At 70.4% G+C, this 21342-nt stretch carries 14 protein-coding genes; 7 read left to right on the top strand and 7 right to left on the bottom strand.

Features of this window, described 5'->3' with window-relative positions; translation table 11 throughout:
- Positions 1-67: 67 nt before the first annotated feature.
- Positions 68-877: a carbohydrate ABC transporter permease gene (locus AC3WLZ_RS14800; RefSeq protein WP_412926179.1), complete on the bottom strand. Its 810-nt coding sequence runs from the start codon at positions 875-877 to the stop codon at positions 68-70.
- 122 nt (positions 878-999) lie between these two features.
- Entirely contained in the window at positions 1000-1923 is a 924-nt protein-coding gene (locus tag AC3WLZ_RS14795) for a carbohydrate ABC transporter permease (protein WP_492470549.1), read from the bottom strand.
- Positions 1924-2096: 173 nt separating this feature from the next.
- Here AC3WLZ_RS14795 and AC3WLZ_RS14790 point away from each other — a divergent pair, with 173 nt between their 5' ends.
- The 3 genes from AC3WLZ_RS14790 to AC3WLZ_RS14780 all read left to right on the top strand — a co-directional run bounded on the left by AC3WLZ_RS14790 (position 2097) and on the right by AC3WLZ_RS14780 (position 8417).
- Positions 2097-3080, top strand: coding sequence for a LacI family DNA-binding transcriptional regulator (locus tag AC3WLZ_RS14790; RefSeq protein ID WP_492470997.1), 984 nt, complete (start codon positions 2097-2099; stop codon positions 3078-3080).
- A gap of 277 nt (positions 3081-3357) precedes the next feature.
- A complete protein-coding gene (locus tag AC3WLZ_RS14785) occupies positions 3358-7200 on the top strand; it encodes a glycoside hydrolase (protein ID WP_492470548.1) in 3843 nt (1280 codons plus the stop codon).
- A 176-nt stretch (positions 7201-7376) separates the two neighbouring features.
- Complete coding sequence (locus AC3WLZ_RS14780) at positions 7377-8417, top strand: NAD(P)-dependent alcohol dehydrogenase (protein WP_492470547.1); 1041 nt, start codon at positions 7377-7379, stop codon at positions 8415-8417.
- A 199-nt stretch (positions 8418-8616) separates the two neighbouring features.
- Here the strand turns inward: AC3WLZ_RS14780 and pgm are convergent, their stop codons facing one another.
- On the bottom strand, positions 8617-10263 hold the full coding sequence (gene pgm / locus AC3WLZ_RS14775) for a phosphoglucomutase (alpha-D-glucose-1,6-bisphosphate-dependent) (protein WP_492470546.1): 1647 nt from the start codon (positions 10261-10263) through the stop codon (positions 8617-8619).
- Between the two features lie 107 nt (positions 10264-10370).
- Entirely contained in the window at positions 10371-11288 is a 918-nt protein-coding gene (locus AC3WLZ_RS14770) for a LysR family transcriptional regulator (protein WP_492470545.1), read from the bottom strand.
- 72 nt (positions 11289-11360) lie between these two features.
- Here AC3WLZ_RS14770 and AC3WLZ_RS14765 point away from each other — a divergent pair, with 72 nt between their 5' ends.
- From AC3WLZ_RS14765 to AC3WLZ_RS14755, 3 genes are read left to right on the top strand one after another with little or no spacing between them, the layout of a single operon-like run.
- Positions 11361-12275, top strand: a complete 915-nt coding sequence (locus tag AC3WLZ_RS14765; protein ID WP_492470544.1) for an EamA family transporter — start codon at positions 11361-11363, stop codon at positions 12273-12275.
- 15 nt (positions 12276-12290) lie between these two features.
- Positions 12291-12929, top strand: coding sequence for a LuxR C-terminal-related transcriptional regulator (locus tag AC3WLZ_RS14760; RefSeq protein ID WP_412925665.1), 639 nt, complete (start codon positions 12291-12293; stop codon positions 12927-12929).
- The gene (locus tag AC3WLZ_RS14755; protein WP_492470543.1) at positions 12922-15102 is read left to right on the top strand and encodes a hypothetical protein; all 2181 of its coding nucleotides are present in this window, start codon (positions 12922-12924) and stop codon (positions 15100-15102) included. Before AC3WLZ_RS14760 ends, AC3WLZ_RS14755 begins: the two co-directional genes overlap by 8 nt.
- Here AC3WLZ_RS14755 and AC3WLZ_RS14750 read toward each other — a convergent pair.
- The gene (locus AC3WLZ_RS14750; protein WP_492470542.1) at positions 15039-16595 is read right to left on the bottom strand and encodes a chitinase; all 1557 of its coding nucleotides are present in this window, start codon (positions 16593-16595) and stop codon (positions 15039-15041) included. The genes AC3WLZ_RS14755 and AC3WLZ_RS14750 overlap by 64 nt on opposite strands.
- On the bottom strand, positions 16592-18661 hold the full coding sequence (locus AC3WLZ_RS14745; protein WP_492470541.1) for a glycosyltransferase family 2 protein: 2070 nt from the start codon (positions 18659-18661) through the stop codon (positions 16592-16594). Before AC3WLZ_RS14745 ends, AC3WLZ_RS14750 begins: the two co-directional genes overlap by 4 nt.
- 323 nt (positions 18662-18984) lie before the next feature.
- On the opposite strand from AC3WLZ_RS14745, the gene pheA reads away from it, so the two are divergent.
- Entirely contained in the window at positions 18985-19947 is a 963-nt protein-coding gene (pheA, locus tag AC3WLZ_RS14740; RefSeq protein ID WP_412925661.1) for a prephenate dehydratase, read from the top strand.
- A 270-nt stretch (positions 19948-20217) separates the two neighbouring features.
- On the opposite strand, the gene AC3WLZ_RS14735 is transcribed toward pheA, so the two are convergent.
- Positions 20218-21276, bottom strand: a complete 1059-nt coding sequence (locus AC3WLZ_RS14735; protein WP_412925660.1) for an LLM class flavin-dependent oxidoreductase — start codon at positions 21274-21276, stop codon at positions 20218-20220.
- Between the last annotated feature and the right edge of the window lie 66 nt (positions 21277-21342).

The raw sequence follows: 21342 nt of genomic DNA, 5'->3' as shown, positions 1-21342 counted from the left end.
TCGTTGTTGTGGATTGTGTTGCGGGATTCCGGGGCAGGACGCTCCGGGTTTCGGGAGGGAGCTTTCGTCACTGCTTGACGCTTCCGGCGCTGAGGCCGGACTGCCAGAAGCGCTGCAGCACAAGAAACGCGGCGACGATCGGGATGATCGACAGCAGGGCGCCGGTGATCACGAGGTTGTAGATCGGCTGCGCGGCGACGCCGGTCGCCTGGGCGTTCCACTGGTTCAGACCCACCGTCAGCGGGTACCAGGCGGGGTCGCTGAGCATGATGAGGGGCAGGAAGTAGTTGTTCCAGGTCGCGACCACGGCGAACAGCAGCACCGTGACGATGCCCGGGGTCAGCAACCGGATCGAGATCGTGAAGAACGTGCGGAACTCGCCGGCCCCGTCCATCCGTGCCGCCTCGAGCAGCTCGGTCGGGATGGCATCCGTCGCGTACACCCAGATGAGGTAGAGGCCGAAGGGGCTGATGAGGGACGGGATGATGATCGCCCACGGGGTGTTCGTGATGCCCAGCTGGCTGAACAGCAGGAACGTGGGAACGGCCAGTGCCGTACCGGGGACGGCGATCGCGCCGAGCACGACGGCGAAGACGGCCTTGCGTCCGCGGAAGTTGTACTTGGCCAGGCCGTAACCGGCGAGGGTCGCGAGCAGCGTCGCGCCCCCGGCGCCGACGACGACGTACAGCAGCGTGTTGCCGAGCCACCGCAAGAAGATGCCGTCGCGGTAGGTCAGGGTCTGGGCGATGTTGTCGAACAGGGCGAAGCTGTTGCCCGGGCCCAGGCCGAACGTCGTGAACAGGTCGGGCTGCGTCTTCGTCGCGTTGATGAGGAGCCAGAACAGCGGCACGAGCGTATACAGCAGGTACAGGCCCATGACGATGCTGAGGACCAGCGACTTCTTGCCCTGCGTGGGCGAGGTGCGGGCGAAGCCGCGGCGGGAGCGGGCACGAGAGGTGGTCACGGCCACGGTGTCGGTACGGGGTGCGCTCGCGGTGGTCATCGCGCCTCCTGACGAGAGCCGCGCAGCTGCACGACGTAGGCGATGATGGCGGTGATGACGCCCATGATGATGGCGACCGTGGCCGCGTAGTTGTACTGCTGACCCGCGAACGACAGGTTGTACGCGTACATGTTCGGCGTGAAGAACGTCGTGATGGTGTTCGGCGCCAGAGGCTTGAGGATGTTGGGCTCGTTGAAGAGCTGGAAGCTGCCGATGATCGAGAAGATCGTCGCGATGACGACCGCACCGCGCACGGCGGGGATCTTGATCGAGAAGATCGTCCGCCAGGCTCCCGCCCCGTCGATGGATGCCGCTTCGTAGAGCTCGCCGGGGATCGTCTTCAGTGAGGAGTAGAAGATGAGCATGTTGTAGCCCACGAACTGCCACGTGACGATATTGCCGATCGACACCAGCATCCACTCGGGGACGAACGGCTGGATCACGGAGCCGCCCAGCAGGTCGTTGAGGTTGCGGGTCAGGCCGAACTGGTCGCCGTAGATGTAGCCCCACATCAGCACTGCGACGACGGCGGGGACCGCGTAGGGCAGGAAGATCACCATGCGGTAGAAGCCCGCGGCGTGCAGGCGCGCGCTGTCGATCGCGAGGGCTGCGGCCAGGGCGAGTAGCAGCATGATCGGCACCTGCACGACGAGGAAGAGCGAGACGCGGCCGAAGCCGTCCCAGAACTTCGGGTCGCTGAAGGCGGCGATGTAGTTGGCGAAGCCGACGAAGGCGTTGCCGCCGATCAGCTGGTCGCGGAAGAGGCTGAGGTACACCGAGTACACCAGCGGCGCGAGGAAGACCAGCGCGAAGACGATGGCGAACGGTGCGACGAACAGCCAGCCGCGGTCGTCGATTCGAGCGCGCCGCCGACGGCGCGGGGTGCGCAGGGCGGGCGGGGGTGCCGCGGTGGTCGTCATCGTCCGGTTGCCTCTTCTTTGGTGCGCATCTCGGTCGAGTCGCCGCGATGTTGACGTAAACATACCCAGCGACCGCTAGCATGTCAACGTCAACATCCAAGGGGGCAGACGTGAGCGAGACGACGACGGTGTCGACCGCGACGGGTGGGCGCGGACGGCGCCGGGAAGTCTCGATGGCGGACGTCGCCGCGGCGGCGGGGGTTTCGGGGCAGACCGTCTCGCGCGTGGCGAACGACCGATCGAACGTCGATCCCGAGACGCGTCAGCGCGTGCTCGACGCCATGGCCTCCCTCGGGTACCGGCCCAACAGTGCGGCGCGGGCGCTGCGCTCGGGCCGCTTCCGCAGCATCGGCGTGATCATGTTCTCGCTGAGTTCGTACGGCAACGCCCGCACCCTCGACGCGCTCGCGTCGGTCGCGGCGGCATCCGGGTACTCCCTCACGCTCATCACCGTGCAGACGGCCACGCAGACCGATGTGTCCGGAGCGTTCCTGCGCCTGCGCGAGCACGCCGTGGACGGCATCGTGATCCTCATCGAGAAGCACCGTCTCGGCGAGAACGAGCTGTCGATCCCGTCCGGCCTGCCCGTCGTTGTCGTCGATTCCAGCGCCGACTATCCCTACGCGGTCGTCGACAACGATCAGGCGCAGGGTGCGCGCCTGGCGACCGAGCACCTGCTGGAGCTCGGCCACGAGACGGTGTGGCACGTGTCGGGTCCGCCGGAGTCCTTCGCCGCCGAGCGACGCCGCGACGCCTGGCGTGCGGCTCTGGAGGAACGCGGATGCCGAGTCCCGCCGGTGCAGATCGGCGACTGGACCGCGGAATCCGGGCATCGCATCGGGCACGTGCTCGCGCAGGACCCGGCCGTGACGGCGGTGTTCGCGGCCAATGACCAGATGGCGCTCGGGGTCATTCGCGCCCTCCACGAAGCGGGGCGCGCGGTTCCGGGCGATGTGAGCGTCGTCGGATTCGACGACATGCCCGAGTCGGCGAACTTCTGGCCTCCGCTCACCACCGTGAGCCAGCGCTTCGAGCGCGTCGGCGAAGAGGCGATGAGCGCGCTGATCGCCGACATCGAGGGCACCGGGGGAGAGCACGCGCGCACCCTCGTGCCGACATCGCTGGTGGTGCGCGAGAGCTCCGGCCCGCGCGGCTGAGCTGCCCGCGGTCCGCGACGTCGGGCGAGCGGAGGGGATCGGGCGAGCGGAGGACCGGGGCCCCGGCATCCGTCCTCCCTCCGCGGTTTCTCCTCCGCTGACCGGGCACCCGCGGTCGTGCTCGCCTGGGGATCGGTGGTCGAGCGCGGGTGGGGGAGGGAGGCGCCGGCGTTGTGTCACAGAGCCCGACTCCGCTAGGTTCGATGTTGACGTCAACATGTTGACGTCAACATTTCCCCTCACGAGGCCGCAGCGAAGCGGCCGGATCGGAATGACGATGAAGTCAGCTCGACTGTTGTCGATGGCCTGCGCTGTCGCCCTGGCCGCCGGTGGCATCACCGCTTCGGCGGCCGCCACCGCCGCGCCCGCGCTCGCGGCGGGACCGGATGCCGTGCACATCACCCCCAACCCCGCCTCGGCGGCGGAGCCCTTCGAAGGCTGGGGGACCAGCCTGGTGTGGTTCGCCAATGCCACAGGGAACTACCCCGACGACGTGCGGCAGAAGCTGTTCGATGCCGTTTTCGGTGACGACGGTCTGAACCTCAACATCGCTCGGTACAACGTCGGCGGCGGCAACGCGTCCGACGTGCCGTCCTACCTGCGGCCCGGCGGCGCGGTCCCCGGGTTCTGGAACCCCGACCTCCCGGCCACCGACGCGCAGGGCGAGATCACGTCGGACTTCGCCGACCGTGCACGGTACAAGGCCGCGTGGAACCCCGACGACCCGACGCACTACGACTTCGACGCCGACTCCGCCCAGCGGTGGTGGCTCGATGCGCTGAAGGACAAGGTCACCCACTGGGAGGCGTTCAGCAACTCCCCGCCCTACTTCCTCACGCAGAGTGGCTACGTCTCCGGTGGCATCAACAACGCCACGAGCGAGCAGCTCGCCCCCGCCGACATGGAGAAGTTCGCCGGGTACCTCGTGACCGTCGTCGACGAGCTCGAGAAGGAGCACGGCATCCGGTTCGACACGATCGACCCGTTCAACGAGCCCAACACGAACTACTGGCAGACGCAGATCCCCAACGGTGCTCAGTGGCCGACCGGTGGCCGGCAGGAGGGTGCCCACATCGGGCCGCAGGCGCAGGACGCGATGGTCAAGGCCCTCGCCGCCCGCCTGGCGCAGCCGACGACGACGACGGATGCCGTGATCTCGGCGATGGACGAGACCAACCCGGGCATCTTCGCGACGAACTGGAACGCGTGGTCGGCCCCGTCGAAGGGCCTCGTCGATCAGCTCAACGTCCACACCTACGGAACGAGCGGGCGCCAGGTCGTCCGTGACATCGCCAAGGCCGCCGACAAGCCGCTGTGGATGAGCGAGGTCGAGGGCAACTGGACCGATCAGAGCCGCGGTTTCGTCACGAACGACATCGAGAACGGCCTCGGCATGGCCCAGCACATCGTGGGCGACCTGCGTGAGCTCGAGCCGACCGCGTGGGTGTTCTGGCAGCCGGTCGAAGACCTCTACAACATGGAGAAGGTCGAGAAGCTCAACTGGGGCAGCGTCTTCATCGACTTCGACTGCAACGCCGAGGGGAAGTCCCTCCGACGCATCGCCGACGGCGACGCCGACCCCTCGTGCCAGGTGCTCACGAACGAGAAGTTCAACACCGTGCGCAACTTCACGCACTACATCCACCCGGGCGATCGTCTGATGTCGACCGACAACGCCCAGTCCACCGCGGCGGTCGATGCCGACGGTGACGGCGCCACGATCGTGCACGTCAACTCCGAGGCGACCGAGCGGACCGTCGAGATCGACCTGCGCGACTTCGGCGCCATCGCCCCGGGCGCGACGGTCACGCCGATCGTGACGACGCAGTCCACGGCGGACCAGCCGTCGGTCAACGCCCTGAAAGAGGGGGCGAAGGTCGCCGTGAACCCGGTCTCGCGGACCGCCACCCTCACGGTGCCGGCCAAGTCGGTCACCACGTTCGTCATCGACGGCGTCTCGGGCGTCTCCGAGGACGCAGCCGCCTTCCGCGACGGTGACACCGTGCAGCTCACGGGCCTGCAGAGCGGTCTCGCTCTCGACGGTTCGGGCGCGAGCCCCGTGCTCCAGCGGACCGCGGCCACCACCGACGCCATCCGCCCGCAGACCTGGACGGTGCGGACCGTCTCGGGCGCGGGAACGAACCTGCACCGCTTCACGCTGCAGAACGGCGACGGGAGATTCCTCGCCTCCCGCGACGGCGGAACGGCCCTCGTGGACTCCGACCCGACGGCGGCAGCCGCCGACCCGGCCCTCCAGTGGATGGCATCCACGACCGACGGCACGTACTACTCGGTGCTCAACGTCGCGAGCGAACGAGTGCTGGACGTCAACGGCCAGAGCACCACGCCCGGCGCATCGGTGGGCCTCTACACCTCGAACGGCGGATACAACCAGCTGTGGCGCATCGGGAGCACCCGCATCGTCGGGACCGAACCGGTGTCGGTCGCGACAGCGGTGGGAGTCGAACCCGAGCTCCCCGGCCAGGCGACGGTCCGATACGCCGGTCGTGAGCTGCGTTCGGCCGCGGTGGAGTGGCAGCTCGACGGCCAGGACTGGTCGCGACCCGGCACCGTGCAGGTGCGCGGGACGGGCACCGACATCTTCGGTGCGACATTCGAGGCGACGGCATCCGTGGAGGTCGGTGCGTTCAGCGCGACCCGGCCCGCGTCGGCGACCGTTCCCGCGGGCAGCGCCCTCGAGACGGTGAAGGGACTGGCCGGCGGCGACGTGCAGGCCGAGGTCCGTCCCTCGGGCGCCGGCTACTGGGTCCCCGTCGAGTGGGCGTGGGACGGCCTGACCGACGCCGCGTTCGCGGAAACAGGAACGGTGACGGTGCCGGGTGTGGCCACCGGTCCGAGCGGCGAGCGTCTCGACGCGACGCTGACGGTGATCGTCACCGCGGCATCAGAGCGCAATGTCGCCCCGCAGAGCTCTCCCTCGGCGACGTTCACCGAGTCGGGCTACCCCGCGAGCAACACGATCAACGGCAGCGCCACCGACAAGGGCTGGTCCAATTGGAAGGGCGGCACCAAGAACGAGCAGGACACCCTGAGCTACTCGCTCGCCCAGCGCGAGACGCTCACGCACGTCGCGGTGCAGTTCTACCGCGACGGCAGCTCGTTCAGCTGGCCCGCGACCATGCGGGTGGACCACCGCGTGCGCGGTGGGGAGTGGACGCTGGGCGAGACGCTGACCGTGCCGACGCCGTCCAGCGGAGCCCCGCGGGTCGACGTGCCCGTGACCGGCGCCGCCGACGAGGTGCGGGTCGTGATGAACGCGTGGTCGCAGACGCACATGATCGTGTCGGAGGTCGAGATCTTCGCCGCCGCTCCCGCTCCGGCGGGGATCGCGGATCTCGCCCGCCTCACGGTAGGGGACCAGGTCGTCGACGGATTCGCCCCCGACCAGCTCGCGTACACCGTCGCCTCGACGGGTGCGGCTTGGCCGACGCTCCACGCGCTGGCCGTCGACACCGGTGCGAGCGTCGTGGTGACGCAGCCCGGCGACGCGGACGGCGTCGGCTCCGTGACGGTCACCGCCCCCGACGCCACGGCGCGCACCTACACCGTGACGATCGCGCGCACCGTGGGCGTTGCGGCGCCGACGATCGCGGGCGAGCCCCGCGTGGGAGCGACCGTGCGCGCGAGCGCCGTGACCGATCCCGCGGACGCGACCGTGACCTGGGTCTGGATGCGGGACGGTGCGCCGATCCCGGATGCCACGGGTGACGCCTACGCGCTGACCGCTCTCGATGCGGGTCGCTCGATCACCGTCGAGGCCACCGCCGCGGCTGACGGCTTCACCGCCGGCTCCGCCCGCTCCGCGTCGATCGTCCCCGCTGCGGCTCCGGCTGAGCCAGGGCCGGGCGGCGGCGGCGGCGACGGTGGCGACGGCTCGGGAGGCCCGACGCCGGACGGCGGCTCCGAGAACCCGGTGACCGGTGGCGGGTCTTCGGCATCCGGTTCCGGTGCCGGCGAGTCGTCGAGCGCGTCCGGCCGCGATCTGGCCCGGACGGGACGGGACGCCGACGGTGCCATCGCCATGGCGTGGGGCGCCTTCGGTCTGCTGGTCCTCGGGGTCGGTGCGCTCCTCGTCCGGCGCCGTCGGAGCGACGTCTGATCGCGTGACAACCGAGGCCGTGCCGGTGGTCGTCCGACGACCGGCACGGCCTCGTCGCATCCACGCGCTCGCCCCCGGCATCCGCGTAGCCGTTCCGCACATCCGTGCAACCCCGCCCTCCCCGGCACCGCGGCGCGGAAGGATGGAACCGTTCATTCCCCTCCCCGAGGAGCTTCATGCACGTCAACGCCTACGCCGCGTCCTCCGCGACCTCGCCTCTTGAGCCCACCACGATCGAGCGGCGCGAGGTCGGCCCGGCCGACGTCCTGATCGACATCGCCTACGCCGGCATCTGCCACTCCGACATCCACACCATCCGCGGCGAGTGGGGCGAGGTGCCCTACCCGTTGACCGTCGGTCACGAGATCGTCGGTACGGTCGCCGAGGTCGGTGCCGACGTGACGAAGTACTCCGTCGGCGACCGCGTCGGCGTCGGATGCATGGTCAACTCGTGCCGCGAGTGCGAGAACTGCCTCGCCGGCGAGGAGCAGTACTGCCTCAACGGCAACGTGGGGACGTACGGCGCCGTCGATCGCGACGGCACCGTGACCCAGGGCGGATACTCGCAGAAGATCGTGGTCGACCAGGACTTCGTGCTGCGCGTGCCCGAGTCGATTCCGTACGAGGCGGCGGCGCCGCTGCTGTGCGCCGGCATCACCACCTACTCGCCGCTGAACCACTGGAACGCCGGCCCCGGCAAGAAGGTCGCGATCGTCGGGCTCGGCGGTCTCGGTCACATGGCGGTCAAGATCGCGCACGCCATGGGCGCCGAGGTCACGGTGCTGTCGCAGACGCTCAGCAAGAAGGACGACGGCCTCGCGATGGGCGCCGACCACTACTACGCCACGAGCGACCCCGAGACCTTCGACGAGCTGAAGAACACGTTCAACCTCATCGTCAACACCGTGAGCGCTCCGCTCGACCTCAAGCAGTACCTCGGCACGCTGACGCTGGACGGCACCATGGTCAACGTCGGTGCCCCGCCCGAGCCGCTGCCGATCCAGGTCTTCACGCTGTTCTCGAACCGCCGTTCGTTCGCGGGATCGTCCATCGGCGGCATCCGCGAGACCCAGGAGATGCTCGACTTCTGCGCCGAGAAGGGCATCGCGCCCGAGGTCGAGGTCATCTCGGCCGAGCAGATCAACGAGGCCTACGAGCGCGTCCTGAAGAGCGACGTGCGCTACCGCTTCGTGATCGACGCCGCGACCCTCGCCTGACCCGGATGCCACGGCCCCGACGTTCTTCGGAGCGTCGGGGCCTCGGCATCCCCGCGCCCCCTCCGCGCGATAAACGCTCGCTGCACTGAGGAACGCTCGCCGCAGGCGTTTCCCGGTGCAGCGAGCGTTTATCGCAGCCTCACGCCCCGCACACGAAAGCGGCGCCGTCCCGGAGGACGACGCCGCTCACGCGGATGCGTCAGGCCTGACCGAGCGCGGCCGAAACCACCGCGCGCGCCTCTTCCTGGACTTCGCGCAGGTGCTCCTCGCCGCGGAGCGACTCGGCGTACAGCTTGTAGACGTCCTCGGTGCCCGAGGGGCGGGCGGCGAACCACGCCGACTCCGTCTGCACCTTGAGGCCGCCGATCGCGGCGCCGTTGCCCGGCGCGTGCGACAGCTTCGCGATGATGGGCTCGCCCGCGAGCTCGGTGGCGGTCACGGCATCCGGCGACAGCTTCGACAGCGCCGACTTCTGCGCGGGCGTTGCGGGAGCGTCGACGCGCTGGTAGGCCGACGCGCCGAATTCGGCCTCGAGCTCGGCGTACCGCTGCGAGGGCGTCTTGCCGGTGACCGCGAGGATCTCGGCGGCGAGAAGGCACAGCAGGATGCCGTCCTTGTCGGTGGTCCAGACGGTGCCGTCCTTGCGCAGGAACGACGCGCCGGCCGACTCCTCGCCGCCGAACGCGACCGATCCGTCGAGCAGGCCCGGCACGAACCACTTGAAACCGACCGGAACCTCGAGCAGCGTCTTGCCGAGGGCGGATGCCACCCTGTCGATGATCATCGACGAGACGAGCGTCTTGCCCACCGCGGCATCCGTCGGCCATCCCTCGCGGTGCGAGAAGAGGTAGTCGATCGCGACGGCGAGGTAGTGGTTGGGGTTCATCAGCCCCGCGTCGGGGGTGACGATGCCGTGCCGGTCGGCGTCGGCGTCGTTGCCCGTGAGGATGTCGTAGTCGGCACGGGCGGCGACGAGGGAGGCCATGGCCGACGGCGACGACGGATCCATGCGGATCTTCTCGTCCCAGTCCAGCGTCATGAACTTCCACGTCGGGTCGACCTCGGGATTCACGACGGTGAGGTCGAGGTCGTACACCTCGGCGATGAGCGCCCAGTACTCCACCGATGCGCCGCCGAGCGGGTCGGCGCCGATGCGGACACCGGCGTTCTTGATCGCTTCGACGTCGATGATGGATGCCAGATCCCGCACGTACGCGTCACGGAAGTCGTACTGGCCCAGGGTGTCGAGGTCGATGTCGGCGTGCGGGGTGCGCTGCACGCCCACGAGGCCCGCAGCGATCAGGGCGTTGGCGCGGTCGGCGATCCAGCCCGTCGCGTCGGTGTCGGCGGGACCGCCGTGCGGCGGGTTGTACTTGAAGCCTCCGTCGCGGGGCGGGTTGTGCGACGGGGTCACGACGATGCCGTCGGCACGGCCCGGGTCGTCGGTCGCCCGGCCGCGGTTGTAGGTGAGGATCGCGTGGCTGAGCGCGGGCGTCGGCACCCACGAGTCGCGCGAGTCCACGCGCACGTCGACGCCGTTCGCCACGAGCACCTCGATGGCGCTGCGCTCCGCGGGCAGCGACAGGCCGTGGGTGTCGCGCCCGAGGAAGAGCGGACCGGTGATGCCCTGCTCCGCGCGGTAGTCGACGATCGCCTGCGTGGTGGCGAGGATGTGGTCCTCGTTGAAGCTCGTGCTCAACGACGATCCCCGGTGGCCGCTGGTGCCGAAGGCGACGCGCTGCTCGGGCACGGTGGCATCCGGTTTGCGGTCGTAGTAGGCGTTGATCAGTTCGTCGATGTCGATGAGATCGGATGCCTCGGCGGGCTGTCCTGCGCGACTGCTCATATCCACAGTCTGCCCGGTGTCCGGCCCTCTCGCATGCGCACCGGCCCATTCGGGGCGCAGAACATCCCGGGAATGTCCTTTGATCCATGCGCGCCGGTGGGCGCGGCTCAGGATCGGAGCACGGCGCCCCTCTCACGGAGGGCCGACAGGGTGGCGCGGAGGGCGGGGGAATCGCTCTGCGAACGCCGGTGCACGGCCACGACGTCGCGGGTGGAGGCGGGATCGACCGTGGGCACGGCGACGAGGTCGGGGCCGAGCGGTGCGCGCCCGAGACGCGGGACGAGCGCGACGACGGCTCCGGTGCGGGCGAGTTCGAGATGGTTCTCGAACTCCATCGACTCGTAGACCACGCGGGGAGCGTTGCCCACCCCGTCGAAGAGGCGCCGCAGCCACTGGCGGCAGATCGTCGTCTCGAAAGTCGCGACCCACGACTCGTCGGCCAGCTCGTGCGGGTGGAGGACGTCGCGCTCGGCCAGGGGATGATCCCGGTGCAGGATGACGTCGGCGACATCGGTGAACAGCGGCGTGACGACGATGTTCTCGGGGATCGCCAGCGCCACGCCGCCCCACTGGTGGGCGATGCCGAGGTCGCGCTGACCCGAGGCGATGAGGGCGACCGTCTCCCAGGGCTCGCTCTCACGGACGAGGAGGCGCAGGTGGGGGTGCGTTCGAGCGAGGTCGACGAGGAGGGGCGCGAGCATCCCGCGGACCACGGTCGAGAATGCGGCGATGCGTACCTCGCCGCTCACGGTGCCCCCGTCCGGTGCTTTCGCCTGCAGGTCGGCGCGCAGCCTCTCGAGCTCGGCGAGGATCGGGGTGGATCCGACCACGAGGTGCGTGCCCGCGTCGGTGAGGGCGACGCCGCGTCCGACCCGCTCGAGCAGGGCCACGCCGGTCTCGCGCTCGAGCCGCTTGATCTGCTGCGAAACGGCGGAGGGCGTGAACCCCAGGGTCGCGGCGGCCGCGGAGACGCTTCCCTCGCGGGCCACGGTGCGGAGGGACCGGACGGCGTCCAGATCGATCATGAAGCGAATCTACTGTGTCTCGTGAAGAAACGTTCGCTGGTGCTTCAACCTCGGAGGCGCTGAGCTGGGATCGTGAGTCGAAGAGACATGATCCTGGCCGCCGCGGTCGCCTCCGCGTGGGGCTTCAACTTCCTGGTCATCGACTGGGGCATGCCCGGCATCCCGCCGCTCCTGTTCGTCGCGATCCGATTCGCCGTGGTGGCGGTGTTCGCCGTGATCGTGCCGCGTCCGGCGGCATCCTGGGCCACCATCGTCGGCGTCGGACTCTTCATGAGCCTCGGGCAGTTCGGTCTTCTGTACACCTCGCTCGCGCTCGGGCTCCAGCCGGGCCTCGCCGCCCTGCTCCTGCAGGCGCAGGCGGTGTTCACCGTCGCGATCGCCGCGGGTGTGCTGCGGGAGCGGCCGACCCTCGGACAGGGCGTGGGCGTCACGATCGGCGTCGTCGGTCTCGCGGCCGTGGCCCTGGGCCGCGGCGGAGACGCCCCCGCGCTCGCCGTGGTGCTGGCGCTCGGCGCGGCGCTGTCGTGGGCCGTCGGCAACGTCATCTCACGGCGCGCGGGCGTGGTCGCCGGGCGCGGTCGGTTGGGTGCCCTCTCGCTCACGGTCTGGTCGGCACTCGTGGTGCCCGCTCCGGCCCTCGTCCTCGCTTTCGCCGTGGAGGGCCCTTCCGCGATCGCCGCCGGTCTCGCCGCCTTCGGATGGTCGGCGGCGCTCTCGACGCTCTACACCGCGGGCCTGTGCACCCTGGCCGGGTACGCGATCTTCAACGGCCTGCTCGCGCGCAACCCCTCGGCCGCGGTCGTTCCCTGGGTGCTGCTCGCCCCCGTCGTCGCGATGGTCTCGGCCGCCGTGCTGCTCGGGCAGATCCCGGCGCCGGCGGAGGTGATCGGGGGCGTGCTCCTGGTGGTGGGCGTCTTCGCCACGACGGTCGATGTCCGTTCGCGTCGGGCGGCGTCGCGCCGGGGGTCGGTGGTCGATACTCTCTGATCGGAGAGGAAGCCGGTGAGACGTATCGCACTCGTCGACGATCACGATCTGGTGGGCCTTGCGCTTCGCAACCTGATCGATTCTTCCGAGCACCTCGCTTTCGCGCGGCACGAGCAGACGGTGCCCGAGATGACACACGTCGCGCGCGACGCCGATCTGGTCCTGCTCGACCTGAGCCTGCGCGACGGGAGCACCCCCCAGGAGAACGTCGAGGCGTTGCGGCGGTGGGGAGCGCACGTGCTCGTCCTCACGTCGGCGGAGAACCCCTACCTGGTGCGGGAGGCGTCGCGGACCTCCGCCCTCGGGATCGCCCGCAAGTCGCTCCCGAGCGACGATCTGCTCGCCGCGATCCGCGACGCGGCCGAAGGGCAGCACGTCCCCACGACGGAGTGGGCGTCCGCTCTCGACTCCGACCCGGGTCTCACCGCCGCACCCTTGACCGAGCGTGAGCGCGAGGTGCTGTCGCTGTACGCGTCGGGAATGGGGGCTCGCGAGGTCGCGACCGCGCTGTGGGTGAGTGAGAACACCGTGAACGATCACCTGCGGAGGATCAAGGGCGTCTACCAACGCCTCGGTCGTCCCGCTCCGAGCAAGGTGGACCTGTACCGTCGCGGCATCGAGGACGGGTTCCTTCCGGTTCCGCGGCGTGACTGAGTCCGTCGCCGCGGACGCGGCCCTGGAAGCGACCCGACGGGCGTTGCTGCTCGCGGTGGCGGTGTCGCTGGTGGCTGCCGCGACCGTGGCCGTGCTGGTGGCTTCCACCGTCAACGAGGCTGCGGCCCCCGGATGGTGGTCGGCGCTGGCGTTGTCGGCCTTCGCTGTCCTCCTGCTGGGCGGGGTCGTCGGTCCCGTGCTCGGCTCGCGCATGGGGCGGCGGATCGCAGGTCTGGCCACGGCGATGTTCGCCACGGCGGTGCTCACCTATCCTTTCGCCGGCCTCATCGCGGTCGCCGACGGGCAGAACGGCACCATCCCGTGGCTGCTCACCGCGGCCTCCGCACCGTCGCTGGCGGTCCTCGTGGTCGCCGGCTGGCGATGGACCGGCGCTCTCCTGGCCGCCTGGATCGTCGTGGTCGTGGTGTCGCGCAGCGTGCTGGGCGGGTACACGCTGACGGGCTTCGCGAACGACACGCAAGCCCTGCTCTCGGCGGTCACGACCTGCGCGGTTGCCGATGTCGCCCTGCGCACCGCGGCCCACGTCGATCGCGCGGCGGCTCGCGCGGAGTCCGCCGCGGTCCGCGCGGCCGAGGAACGCGCCCGACTGACCGCGCGTTCCCGCGCGGCCGCGTTCGTCCACGACGAGGTTCTGGCGGCCGTGCGCGGAGTCGCGGAGGGGACGCCGGGGACCGAGGTCGCCGTGCTGCGCCAGGCGGCTCACGCGACGGCGACGGTTCGCGATCACCCGCCCTCCTCGAACCTTGTCGATCGGATCGAGGCGCTCGCGGCCGAGGCCGGCGCGTCGCTGGAGAGCTCCCGCGGTCCGGGTGCCGTCACGTGCTCGCCCGAGGTCGCCGATGCGCTGGTCGCGGCCACCGGTCAAGCTCTCCAGAACGTTCGGCGCCACGCGCCCGGCGCCCAGTGCCTGGTGCGGATAGAGGTCGGCGCGACGGGTGGGCACATCGAGGTCGCCGACGACGGGCCGGGATTCGCCCCCGAGCGGGTGGCATCCGATCGTCTGGGGCTGGCCGCGACGGTGCTCGGGGTACCGTCCGAGATCCCGGGAGTCCGGGGCGAAGTGGAGAGTGCGCCGGGCCGCGGCACACGCGTGCGACTGTCGTGGAACAACGAAGAGGTGGACCGGGAACCGCCGCGGATCTCCGGGTGGTCGCTGAGAACGCGGGAACGCGTCGTGGGGTTGTTCTTCGTTCTCACGCAGACGGCTGTCGGAGTGGTCGCCGCTTTCCAGGCCGGGATCGCCGGTACGGGAATGGTGTCGCTGGCGATGCTCGCGGTCCTCTTCATTCTCACCGCTGTGGTGGGGCGTGCACACCGCGGCATCACCCGCCTCGGTGCTCTCGCCATCGTCGCGCTGCTGAGCGGCTCCGTCGCCCTCGCCATCTCGAGCATCCCGGCCCCGATCAGCTACGGCTCGGCGTGGTTCCTGACGGCGGCGGGCTTCGTGTTGGTGGCGCTCGCGCTGCGCGACCGTGGCGGTGTCGCGCTTATTGGAGGCGGCATCCTTCTGGCGTTGTTGATGCTCGACGCGGTCGGCCGTCGAGCGGACCTTCCCCAGATGCTCGGGATCGGAACGCGCGTGGCGACGATGGTCGGGCTCAGCGTGGTGTTCGTGGCGATGCTGCGCCGGTTGGGCCGATCGGCGGAGGTGCAGGCGGAGCGTCGTGTGGAGTCTGCCCGCCGCGCCGCATGGGACGCGGCCGCCCACGCGGAACTCCTCGCGCACCTCACCGACGTGGATTCGTACGCGCGCCCGCTCCTGGAACGCGTGGTGCGTGCAGGACGCATCGTCGACGAGGATCGCGCGGAGGCGCGGGCGGTCGAGGGACGCTTGCGCGACGGGTATCGCGCCGGTCGGCTGCACGGTCACGGCATCGCGGATGCCGCGATGCAGGCGCGACTGCGCGGAGTCGACGTCGTGCTCCTCGACGACGGCGGCGCACCCGACCCCGCCGAGTCCTGGGTGCCCCGGCTCGCCGAACTCGTGCGCGAACGTCTGTCGTCGGCCGAGCACCGTGTCGTCGTCCGCGTCCTCCCTCCCGGCCGCAGCGCGCTCGCGCACATCGTCGCCGACGGACGGCTGACCGTCTACCCGGTGGGTGTCGCCGCGGGGTCGGCGGGGTCGACGCCGATCGGGGTCCACGGCGAATAGTCCCGATCGAGGATCGCGCGAGCCGGATTCTGCCCGCGCGACCACCACCGTGCCTCGTAGCCGGTGTCGTCGAGCATGACGCGATCCCCCTGGTTGTAGAGCACCGCGGCATCCCATTCCGGGTACGTGCCCGCCGGCAGCACCGGCAGCCGGAAGGGGTAGTCCGTCGCCAGCACCGGGCCGATGTAGCTCCAGGCGGACGTCGAGGTATCGAGCGCCGGGTCGTCGGGCGGCGTTCCGCCTTCGTTCCACCACTTCGCGACATAGACCGAGCCGTGCCAGACGACCTTGATCCCGCGGGAGTAGAACGACGTCGAGCTCCAGATCGGGTACGGGCTGGTCGCCGGATCGTCCTCGACGACGGTCTGGTCGGCCGCGGGAGTGAGGGTTGGGACCTCGCCCAGATAGCCGTTCGACAGGACGCCCGCGAACGACTCGGCCCCCTGCTCGACACCGCTGCATCGGGTGGAGACCGTCCCGGTGAACGGGTAGTTCGGCCCGCACGTGTGATCGCGATTGAGCGACCACATCGAGAGCCGGGCGAGCCCCCGCTCGTTCGCGTAAGACGCGAGCTCGCGCGCATCGTCGAGCGTGAACACCTCCGAGGGGACATCGTTGCGCCCGATCATCGGCGTGGCGCCGAGGAGCGCCGATGCGCCGCCGGGAGGAAGGTCGACCCCCGCGCGATCCCAGATCCCGGCCAGCTGCGAGGCCGTGGCATCCAGAGCCCGCTCGGAGACCTGGGCGAGATTCCCCGGCTTCTCGATGCCGTAGTTCATCGTCATCGCGTTCACCCCCGCGAGTCGGACCCCGGCATCCAGCATGCCCGCGACGAGGTCGACGCCGTCGGTGGTCAACCCGTCCGGACTCACCGGAAGCGTGAGCCACACCTCGAGCGGGTCGTCGGCGGGACGACGGTCCTGCAGGCGGGCGACGGCGTGGGCGCGCCGATCCCAGGACGAACGGTCGGTGAGCATGTCGCCCTCGATGTCGAAGTCGACGGTGTGGACCGCGTACCGCTGGATCACCGTGTCGTACGCCTTCGACAGGGCCGAGGAACTCGTGCAGGCGGCGGCGAGCTCGGTGTTGATGACACCGCCGAACGACACGGTGACGGTGCGTCCCTCCCGATGCATCCGCTCGACCCGTCGATCGAGGTCGAAACGGGTCGCCGCGTCGTCGAGGGTGTAGGCCTTGCCCCAGGTCGGGGTGCAGTCGCTATCGCCGGCGGCAACGACGAAAGCGAGAACCGCCCCGCCGGGGGAGGACACCAGGGCGTTGTCGGCGAGTTCCGCGCCCTGGTCGAGCGTGACGTCGTAATACCCGGCGAACCATCGATGGTCGACGGGTGTCCCCGCCACCGGCCACGAGAGCGGGGGTGCGACGGCGGCGACCGCCGCCCCGATCACAGCCAGGCTCCCCAGCACGCTCGCCAGGACCCGAACCCACGACACGCGCCGTCCGCGGAAGCGACGCCGTTCGCGACGACTCATGCGTTGACCGGTTCGACGAGGCCGTCGTCGAGGACGCGGCGCCAGGCGGGGACGGTTGCGGCGGCGGGGGCCGGGCCGCGTCGGTCGACCGGGACCCAGATCCACTCGAGCCAGCCGTTCCACAGGTCGGCGATCGCTTCTCGGACACCGATCAGGCGGATCAGCGCGTCGGTGACGCAGATCGCCGTGAACACGGCGAAGGCCGCGGCGATCCAGGACCCTTCCTGCGCCGACCGCACGGCCACGACCACCGATCCTCCGGCGATGATCAGCGGCACCGCGATGAGCAGAGCGCCCGCCGGCGTGCGTTCCCCCTGCTTGGGAGTTCGGGCGAAGGCGACGCGGTGCCCCGTGAAGGCCTGCGCGATCGACCCGGCCGTGCCCGCGAGATTGACGGCCACCAGCAGAAGGTTCAGGCCGTACACGCCCAGGATGTCGCGCCGGCGATAGCCGAGGATGCGCAGGTCGTGCCCCATCTCGACGAAGTAGGGCAGCGCGATGACGATGAGCACGATGCTCACCAGCTCCCCGTTGAGGGGCACGACCGTCAACAGGACGATGAGGGCGGCGGTCACCCAGGCGATCGAGCCGAGGTAGTTCGCGCGCAACAGGATCTCGGACGCCCGCATGGGGTGGCCCGCCCGGCGACGGGACGCGGCGGTGCGCCAGAGCGACGAGAGGACGAGCAGCCCGCCGTTCGCCCACCGGCGGCGTTGGACCGCGAGCGTGCCGAAATCGGGCGGCGTCGAGCTGTAGCTCAATCGTTCGGGGTAGTTGACCAGACGCCAATCGTGCGCGACGACGTCGATGCTCGACTCGGTGTCCTCGATGACTGTGCGTCCCCGGATGAAGCGGACGACGTCGTGTCCGTCCACCGTCTCGACGGTGCGGAGATCCGCGAGCAGACCCCAGCGGATCACGGCGTTCGCCCCGACCCAGAACGTGGCGTCGAAGGCCGTCAGCCCCTGGTGGACGAGGTGCTGGATGTCGGTCGTCGCACCCGCCAGACGCTCGAGGTCGCTGCGTCGGCCGCGGTAGGCGGAGTAGGGCGTCTGTATGACGCCGATCCTCTCGTTGCCCGGCTGTTCCAGGGCGTAGACCAACCGCGCGGCGTATTCGGGGAGGAGCATCGAATCAGCATCGAGCGTGATGACGGCGTCGCAGGCCGGGACCTCGATGACGTGCTCGACTCCGTCGAGGTCGTGCAGACGGTGCGTGCCGCCGACGAGCGCCAGGTAGGCGTTGAGGTTCTCGGCCTTCGTCGCTTCGTGGGACGGTTCTCGGAACCGTTTCCGTTCGAACACGTCGACCTCGGCGCTGAAGATCCGCGTGAGTCGACGCGCGAGCGAGCGGACACGGGACGCGGACAACGCGTGGTCTCCGTCGTCGCTCGCCTCGTCCAAGGCCATGGCGACCGCGGCGAGCTCGTCGGCGAGCGCCTCCAAGACGTTCTCGGCGAAGAAGGCCTCGACATGATCCGTGCGGGGCTCGATCTCCGCCCGATCCCGTATCCACCACGACGCCATGTGGTACGCGGCGGCGACGGCGCTTCTGGCGTCGGCGACCGAGTCCGTCTCGGTGCGCTCGAGGGCCTCGCGCGCGAGCTCCAGCGGTCCGGACATCTCCAGGCGGATCTCGTCGATGATCGCGCGCGTACGGGCGAGGCGGTCGAGGATCTCGGGATCGTCGCTCGGCGGATCGTCGAGCAGCAGCACCACTCGGAGGCGGGGGACCTCCTGCAGGGCGACGGACCACAGCGCCATCCGGACGTAGGCGGGGTCCTCCCCGTAGGACGGCAGGAGGGCGAGGACGCGCAGGTCGTCACGGTCGAACCGGTCGTCGATGTCCGCGCGACGCGCGCGGCGATGCGCCGCCAGCCGCGGCAGCGCGCCGGCACGGGCCAACAGGTACATGCTCGACGAGAAAGTGAGGGCCGCCACCGACACGAGGAACACCACGGTCCCCAGCAGGTGCCACGCGTCGACGAGCGCGCCGCCGCGCGAGAGGGTCACCACGACCGTGGTCATGTACAGCAGCCACAGGGCGATGGTGCTGACCAGTGCCACTCGTGAGCGCACGATGCTCGCGGGCGACGGGCGCGGGTGCAGGACGCCGGGTGTCGGGTCCAGGCGGCGTCGTGGACGGGGGCGGTGTGCGGTCTTCGGGCGGGCGCGTTCCATCGTCGATCGGGTTCCTTGCTCGCGCGGTGCTGAAGCGCGCGGCGGTGGGTGTGCCCGCCTCGGGTCGGCGGGCACAGCTCATCGTGCCAACACTGCAGCGATCCATGCCGCTGCATCGACCCCCTATTCCGGTGGTTCTCTTCACCCGCGAGGTGGTCCCCTGCGACGCGACGAGTGGTCCGATTCGGGGGGAGGACTAGGCTGAGCCGGTGCTGCCCGACACCGCCACCGCGCCCCCTCGCCGTACCTACAGCTATCTGGGCCCGGCAGGAACCTTCACCGAGGCCGCCCTCGCCCAGGTCCCCGAGGCACGCGACCAGATCTGGCGACCCGTGCGCAACGTCGGCGAAGCGCTCGCCGACGTCGTGGAGGGACGGTCGGATGCCGCGATGATCGCGATCGAGAATTCCGTCGACGGGGGCGTCTCGACGGCGCAGGACGCTCTGGCCACGGTGCCGGGCCTGCGGATCGTCGGCGAATACCTCGTCCCGGTGAATTTCGTGCTCGTCGGGCGCCCCGGCATGACCCTGGAGAACGTGTCCCTCGTCGCGGCTCACCCCGTCGCGTACGGTCAGTGCCTCCGGTGGCTGCGCGACCACGTCCCCGCGCACGCTCACCTCCCCGCGGCCAGCAACGTCGCCAGCGCCCTCGGAGTCCTCGACGGAACGAGCGGGGCGGATGCCGCCATCGCCGCGCCGGGCATCGTCGGGCACCACGATCTCGAGGTGCTGGCGGACGAGATCGGCGACAACCCCAACGCCGTCACGCGTTTCGTGCTCGTCAGTCGCACGGTGGCGCCCGCCCCGCCGACCGGCGCCGACAAGACGTCGCTCATCGTCGAACTCCCCGAGGATCACCCGGGTGCTCTGCTCGAGTTGCTCGAGCAGTTCGCCACCCGGGGCATCAACCTGAGTCTGCTGGCATCCCGGCCCATCGGCGATGCGCTCGGTCGCTACCGGTTCGTGATCGACGCCGACGGGCACGTGCACGACGAGCGGATGGCCGACGCTCTTCTGGGGTTGCGGCGGTTCAGCCCGAAGGTGATCTTCCTGGGCTCGTACGCCCGCGCGGATCGCGCGATCGTGCGCTACCCGCAGCGCTACTCCGACGACGTCTTCGTCGAGGCGCGCGACTGGCTGCGCGGCCTGCTCAGCGGCGAACCCGAGTCCTGACCCCGGACCGCACTGCCGCCCGCCCCTCAGGCTCCCGCCCGCCGGGTGCCCCGCCCGCCCGGGTGCCCCGCCCGCCCGGTGCCCCGCCCGCCTGGTGCCCCCCAATCCCGAGACTTCATCGTGCTGACATCTCCCTTGCAGGCTGCAGCGCAGATGTCGGCGCGATGAAGTCTCGGCGAGAAACGCGGGCGCGCGAGAACGCGGGCGCGCGGAGACGCGGGCGCGCGGGAACGCGGGCGCGCGGGAACGCGCGCGCCGGGGACCGGCGGGTCAGGCCGCGACGGCGGCCGGAGCCGCGACGAGCTCGAGCGTCTGTGCGCGACCGCCGGCGGAGTCCAGCGGCTCGCCGTCGTAGGCTCCGGCGACCGGAGAGAGCATGATCTCGTCCACGTCGTACTGAGCCGCGAACGCCGCGAGCTGGGCGCGCACGTCGTCTCCGGTGCCGACGAACCACTTCTGACGGCTGGATGCCATGATCGACTCGGCCATCGCGTCGAACGGGTCGGCCTTGGCCTGCTCGACCGTCTCGAGGGGCACGAGCGGACGGTTCGTCCGCAGTCGCGCCATCATCCGCAGCTGCGGCAGTGCGCGATCCTCGGCCTCTTCGGCGGTGGGAGCGGCGACGACGTTGGCCGTCACGAACGTGCGGGGCCCGTCGCCCGACTCGTTCGGCTGGAACTGATCGCGGTACAGGCGCAGCGCGTGTTCGAGACCCTCGCCTGCGAAGTGGTTGGCGAAGACGTACGGGAGTCCGAAACTGGCGGCGAGCTGCGCGGAGTAGTCGCTCGAGCCCAACAGCCACACCTGAGGCATCCCGGATGCCAGGGGTGTCGCCTTCACCTGGTACTCCGTGCCCGAGGTGAACCGCACCGTCGCGCCGTCGGCGGAGGTGAGCGCGAGGATGTCGGTCACGTGGTCGGGGAAGCGCGACACGTCGCTCGTCGTGCCGGATCGGTGCAGGAGCTGCGTGATGACGGGGTCGCTCCCCGGGGCTCGCCCGATGCCGAGATCGATGCGGCCCGGGGCGAGGGCCTCGAGCGCCGCGAACTGCTCGGCGACGATGAGCGGCGAGTGGTTCGGCAGCATGACTCCGCCCGAACCGACGCGGATGCGCGCGGTGCGCGCGGCGGCGGCGGCGATGAGAACCGGCGGCGCCGTGGAGGCGACGGCGGGCATGTTGTGGTGCTCGGCGAACCAGTAGCGGCGGTAGCCGAGCCGGTCGGCGCGTTCGACGAGGTCGAGGGAGGCGGCGACCGCCTGCGCACTGCTCTGCCCGGTGCGCACGGGGACGAGGTCGAGAACGGAGAGGGAGGGGATCGCGTCGTTCACGTCAACGGCAACCCGTCGAGCGGCGGCAGTATTCCGCATCCGGTGGGAATCGCAACCCCCTCAGCG

Source organism: Microbacterium sp. FW305-3-2-15-F-LB2, from assembly GCF_058787255.1.
This window is presented reverse-complemented; position numbering and strand designations above follow the sequence as displayed.

Bases quoted from the DNA above. Each gene is read 5' to 3' on its own strand.
- AC3WLZ_RS14800 (WP_412926179.1), bottom strand. From the start codon at position 877: ATGGGCCTGTACCTGCTGTATACGCTCGTGCCGCTGTTCTGGCTCCTC.
- AC3WLZ_RS14795 (WP_492470549.1), bottom strand. From the start codon at position 1,923: ATGACGACCACCGCGGCACCCCCGCCCGCCCTGCGCACCCCGCGCCGT.
- AC3WLZ_RS14790 (WP_492470997.1), top strand. From the start codon at position 2,097: ATGGCGGACGTCGCCGCGGCGGCGGGGGTTTCGGGGCAGACCGTCTCG.
- AC3WLZ_RS14785 (WP_492470548.1), top strand. From the start codon at position 3,358: ATGAAGTCAGCTCGACTGTTGTCGATGGCCTGCGCTGTCGCCCTGGCC.
- AC3WLZ_RS14780 (WP_492470547.1), top strand. From the start codon at position 7,377: ATGCACGTCAACGCCTACGCCGCGTCCTCCGCGACCTCGCCTCTTGAG.
- pgm (WP_492470546.1), bottom strand. From the start codon at position 10,263: ATGAGCAGTCGCGCAGGACAGCCCGCCGAGGCATCCGATCTCATCGAC.
- AC3WLZ_RS14770 (WP_492470545.1), bottom strand. From the start codon at position 11,288: ATGATCGATCTGGACGCCGTCCGGTCCCTCCGCACCGTGGCCCGCGAG.
- AC3WLZ_RS14750 (WP_492470542.1), bottom strand. From the start codon at position 16,595: ATGAGTCGTCGCGAACGGCGTCGCTTCCGCGGACGGCGCGTGTCGTGG.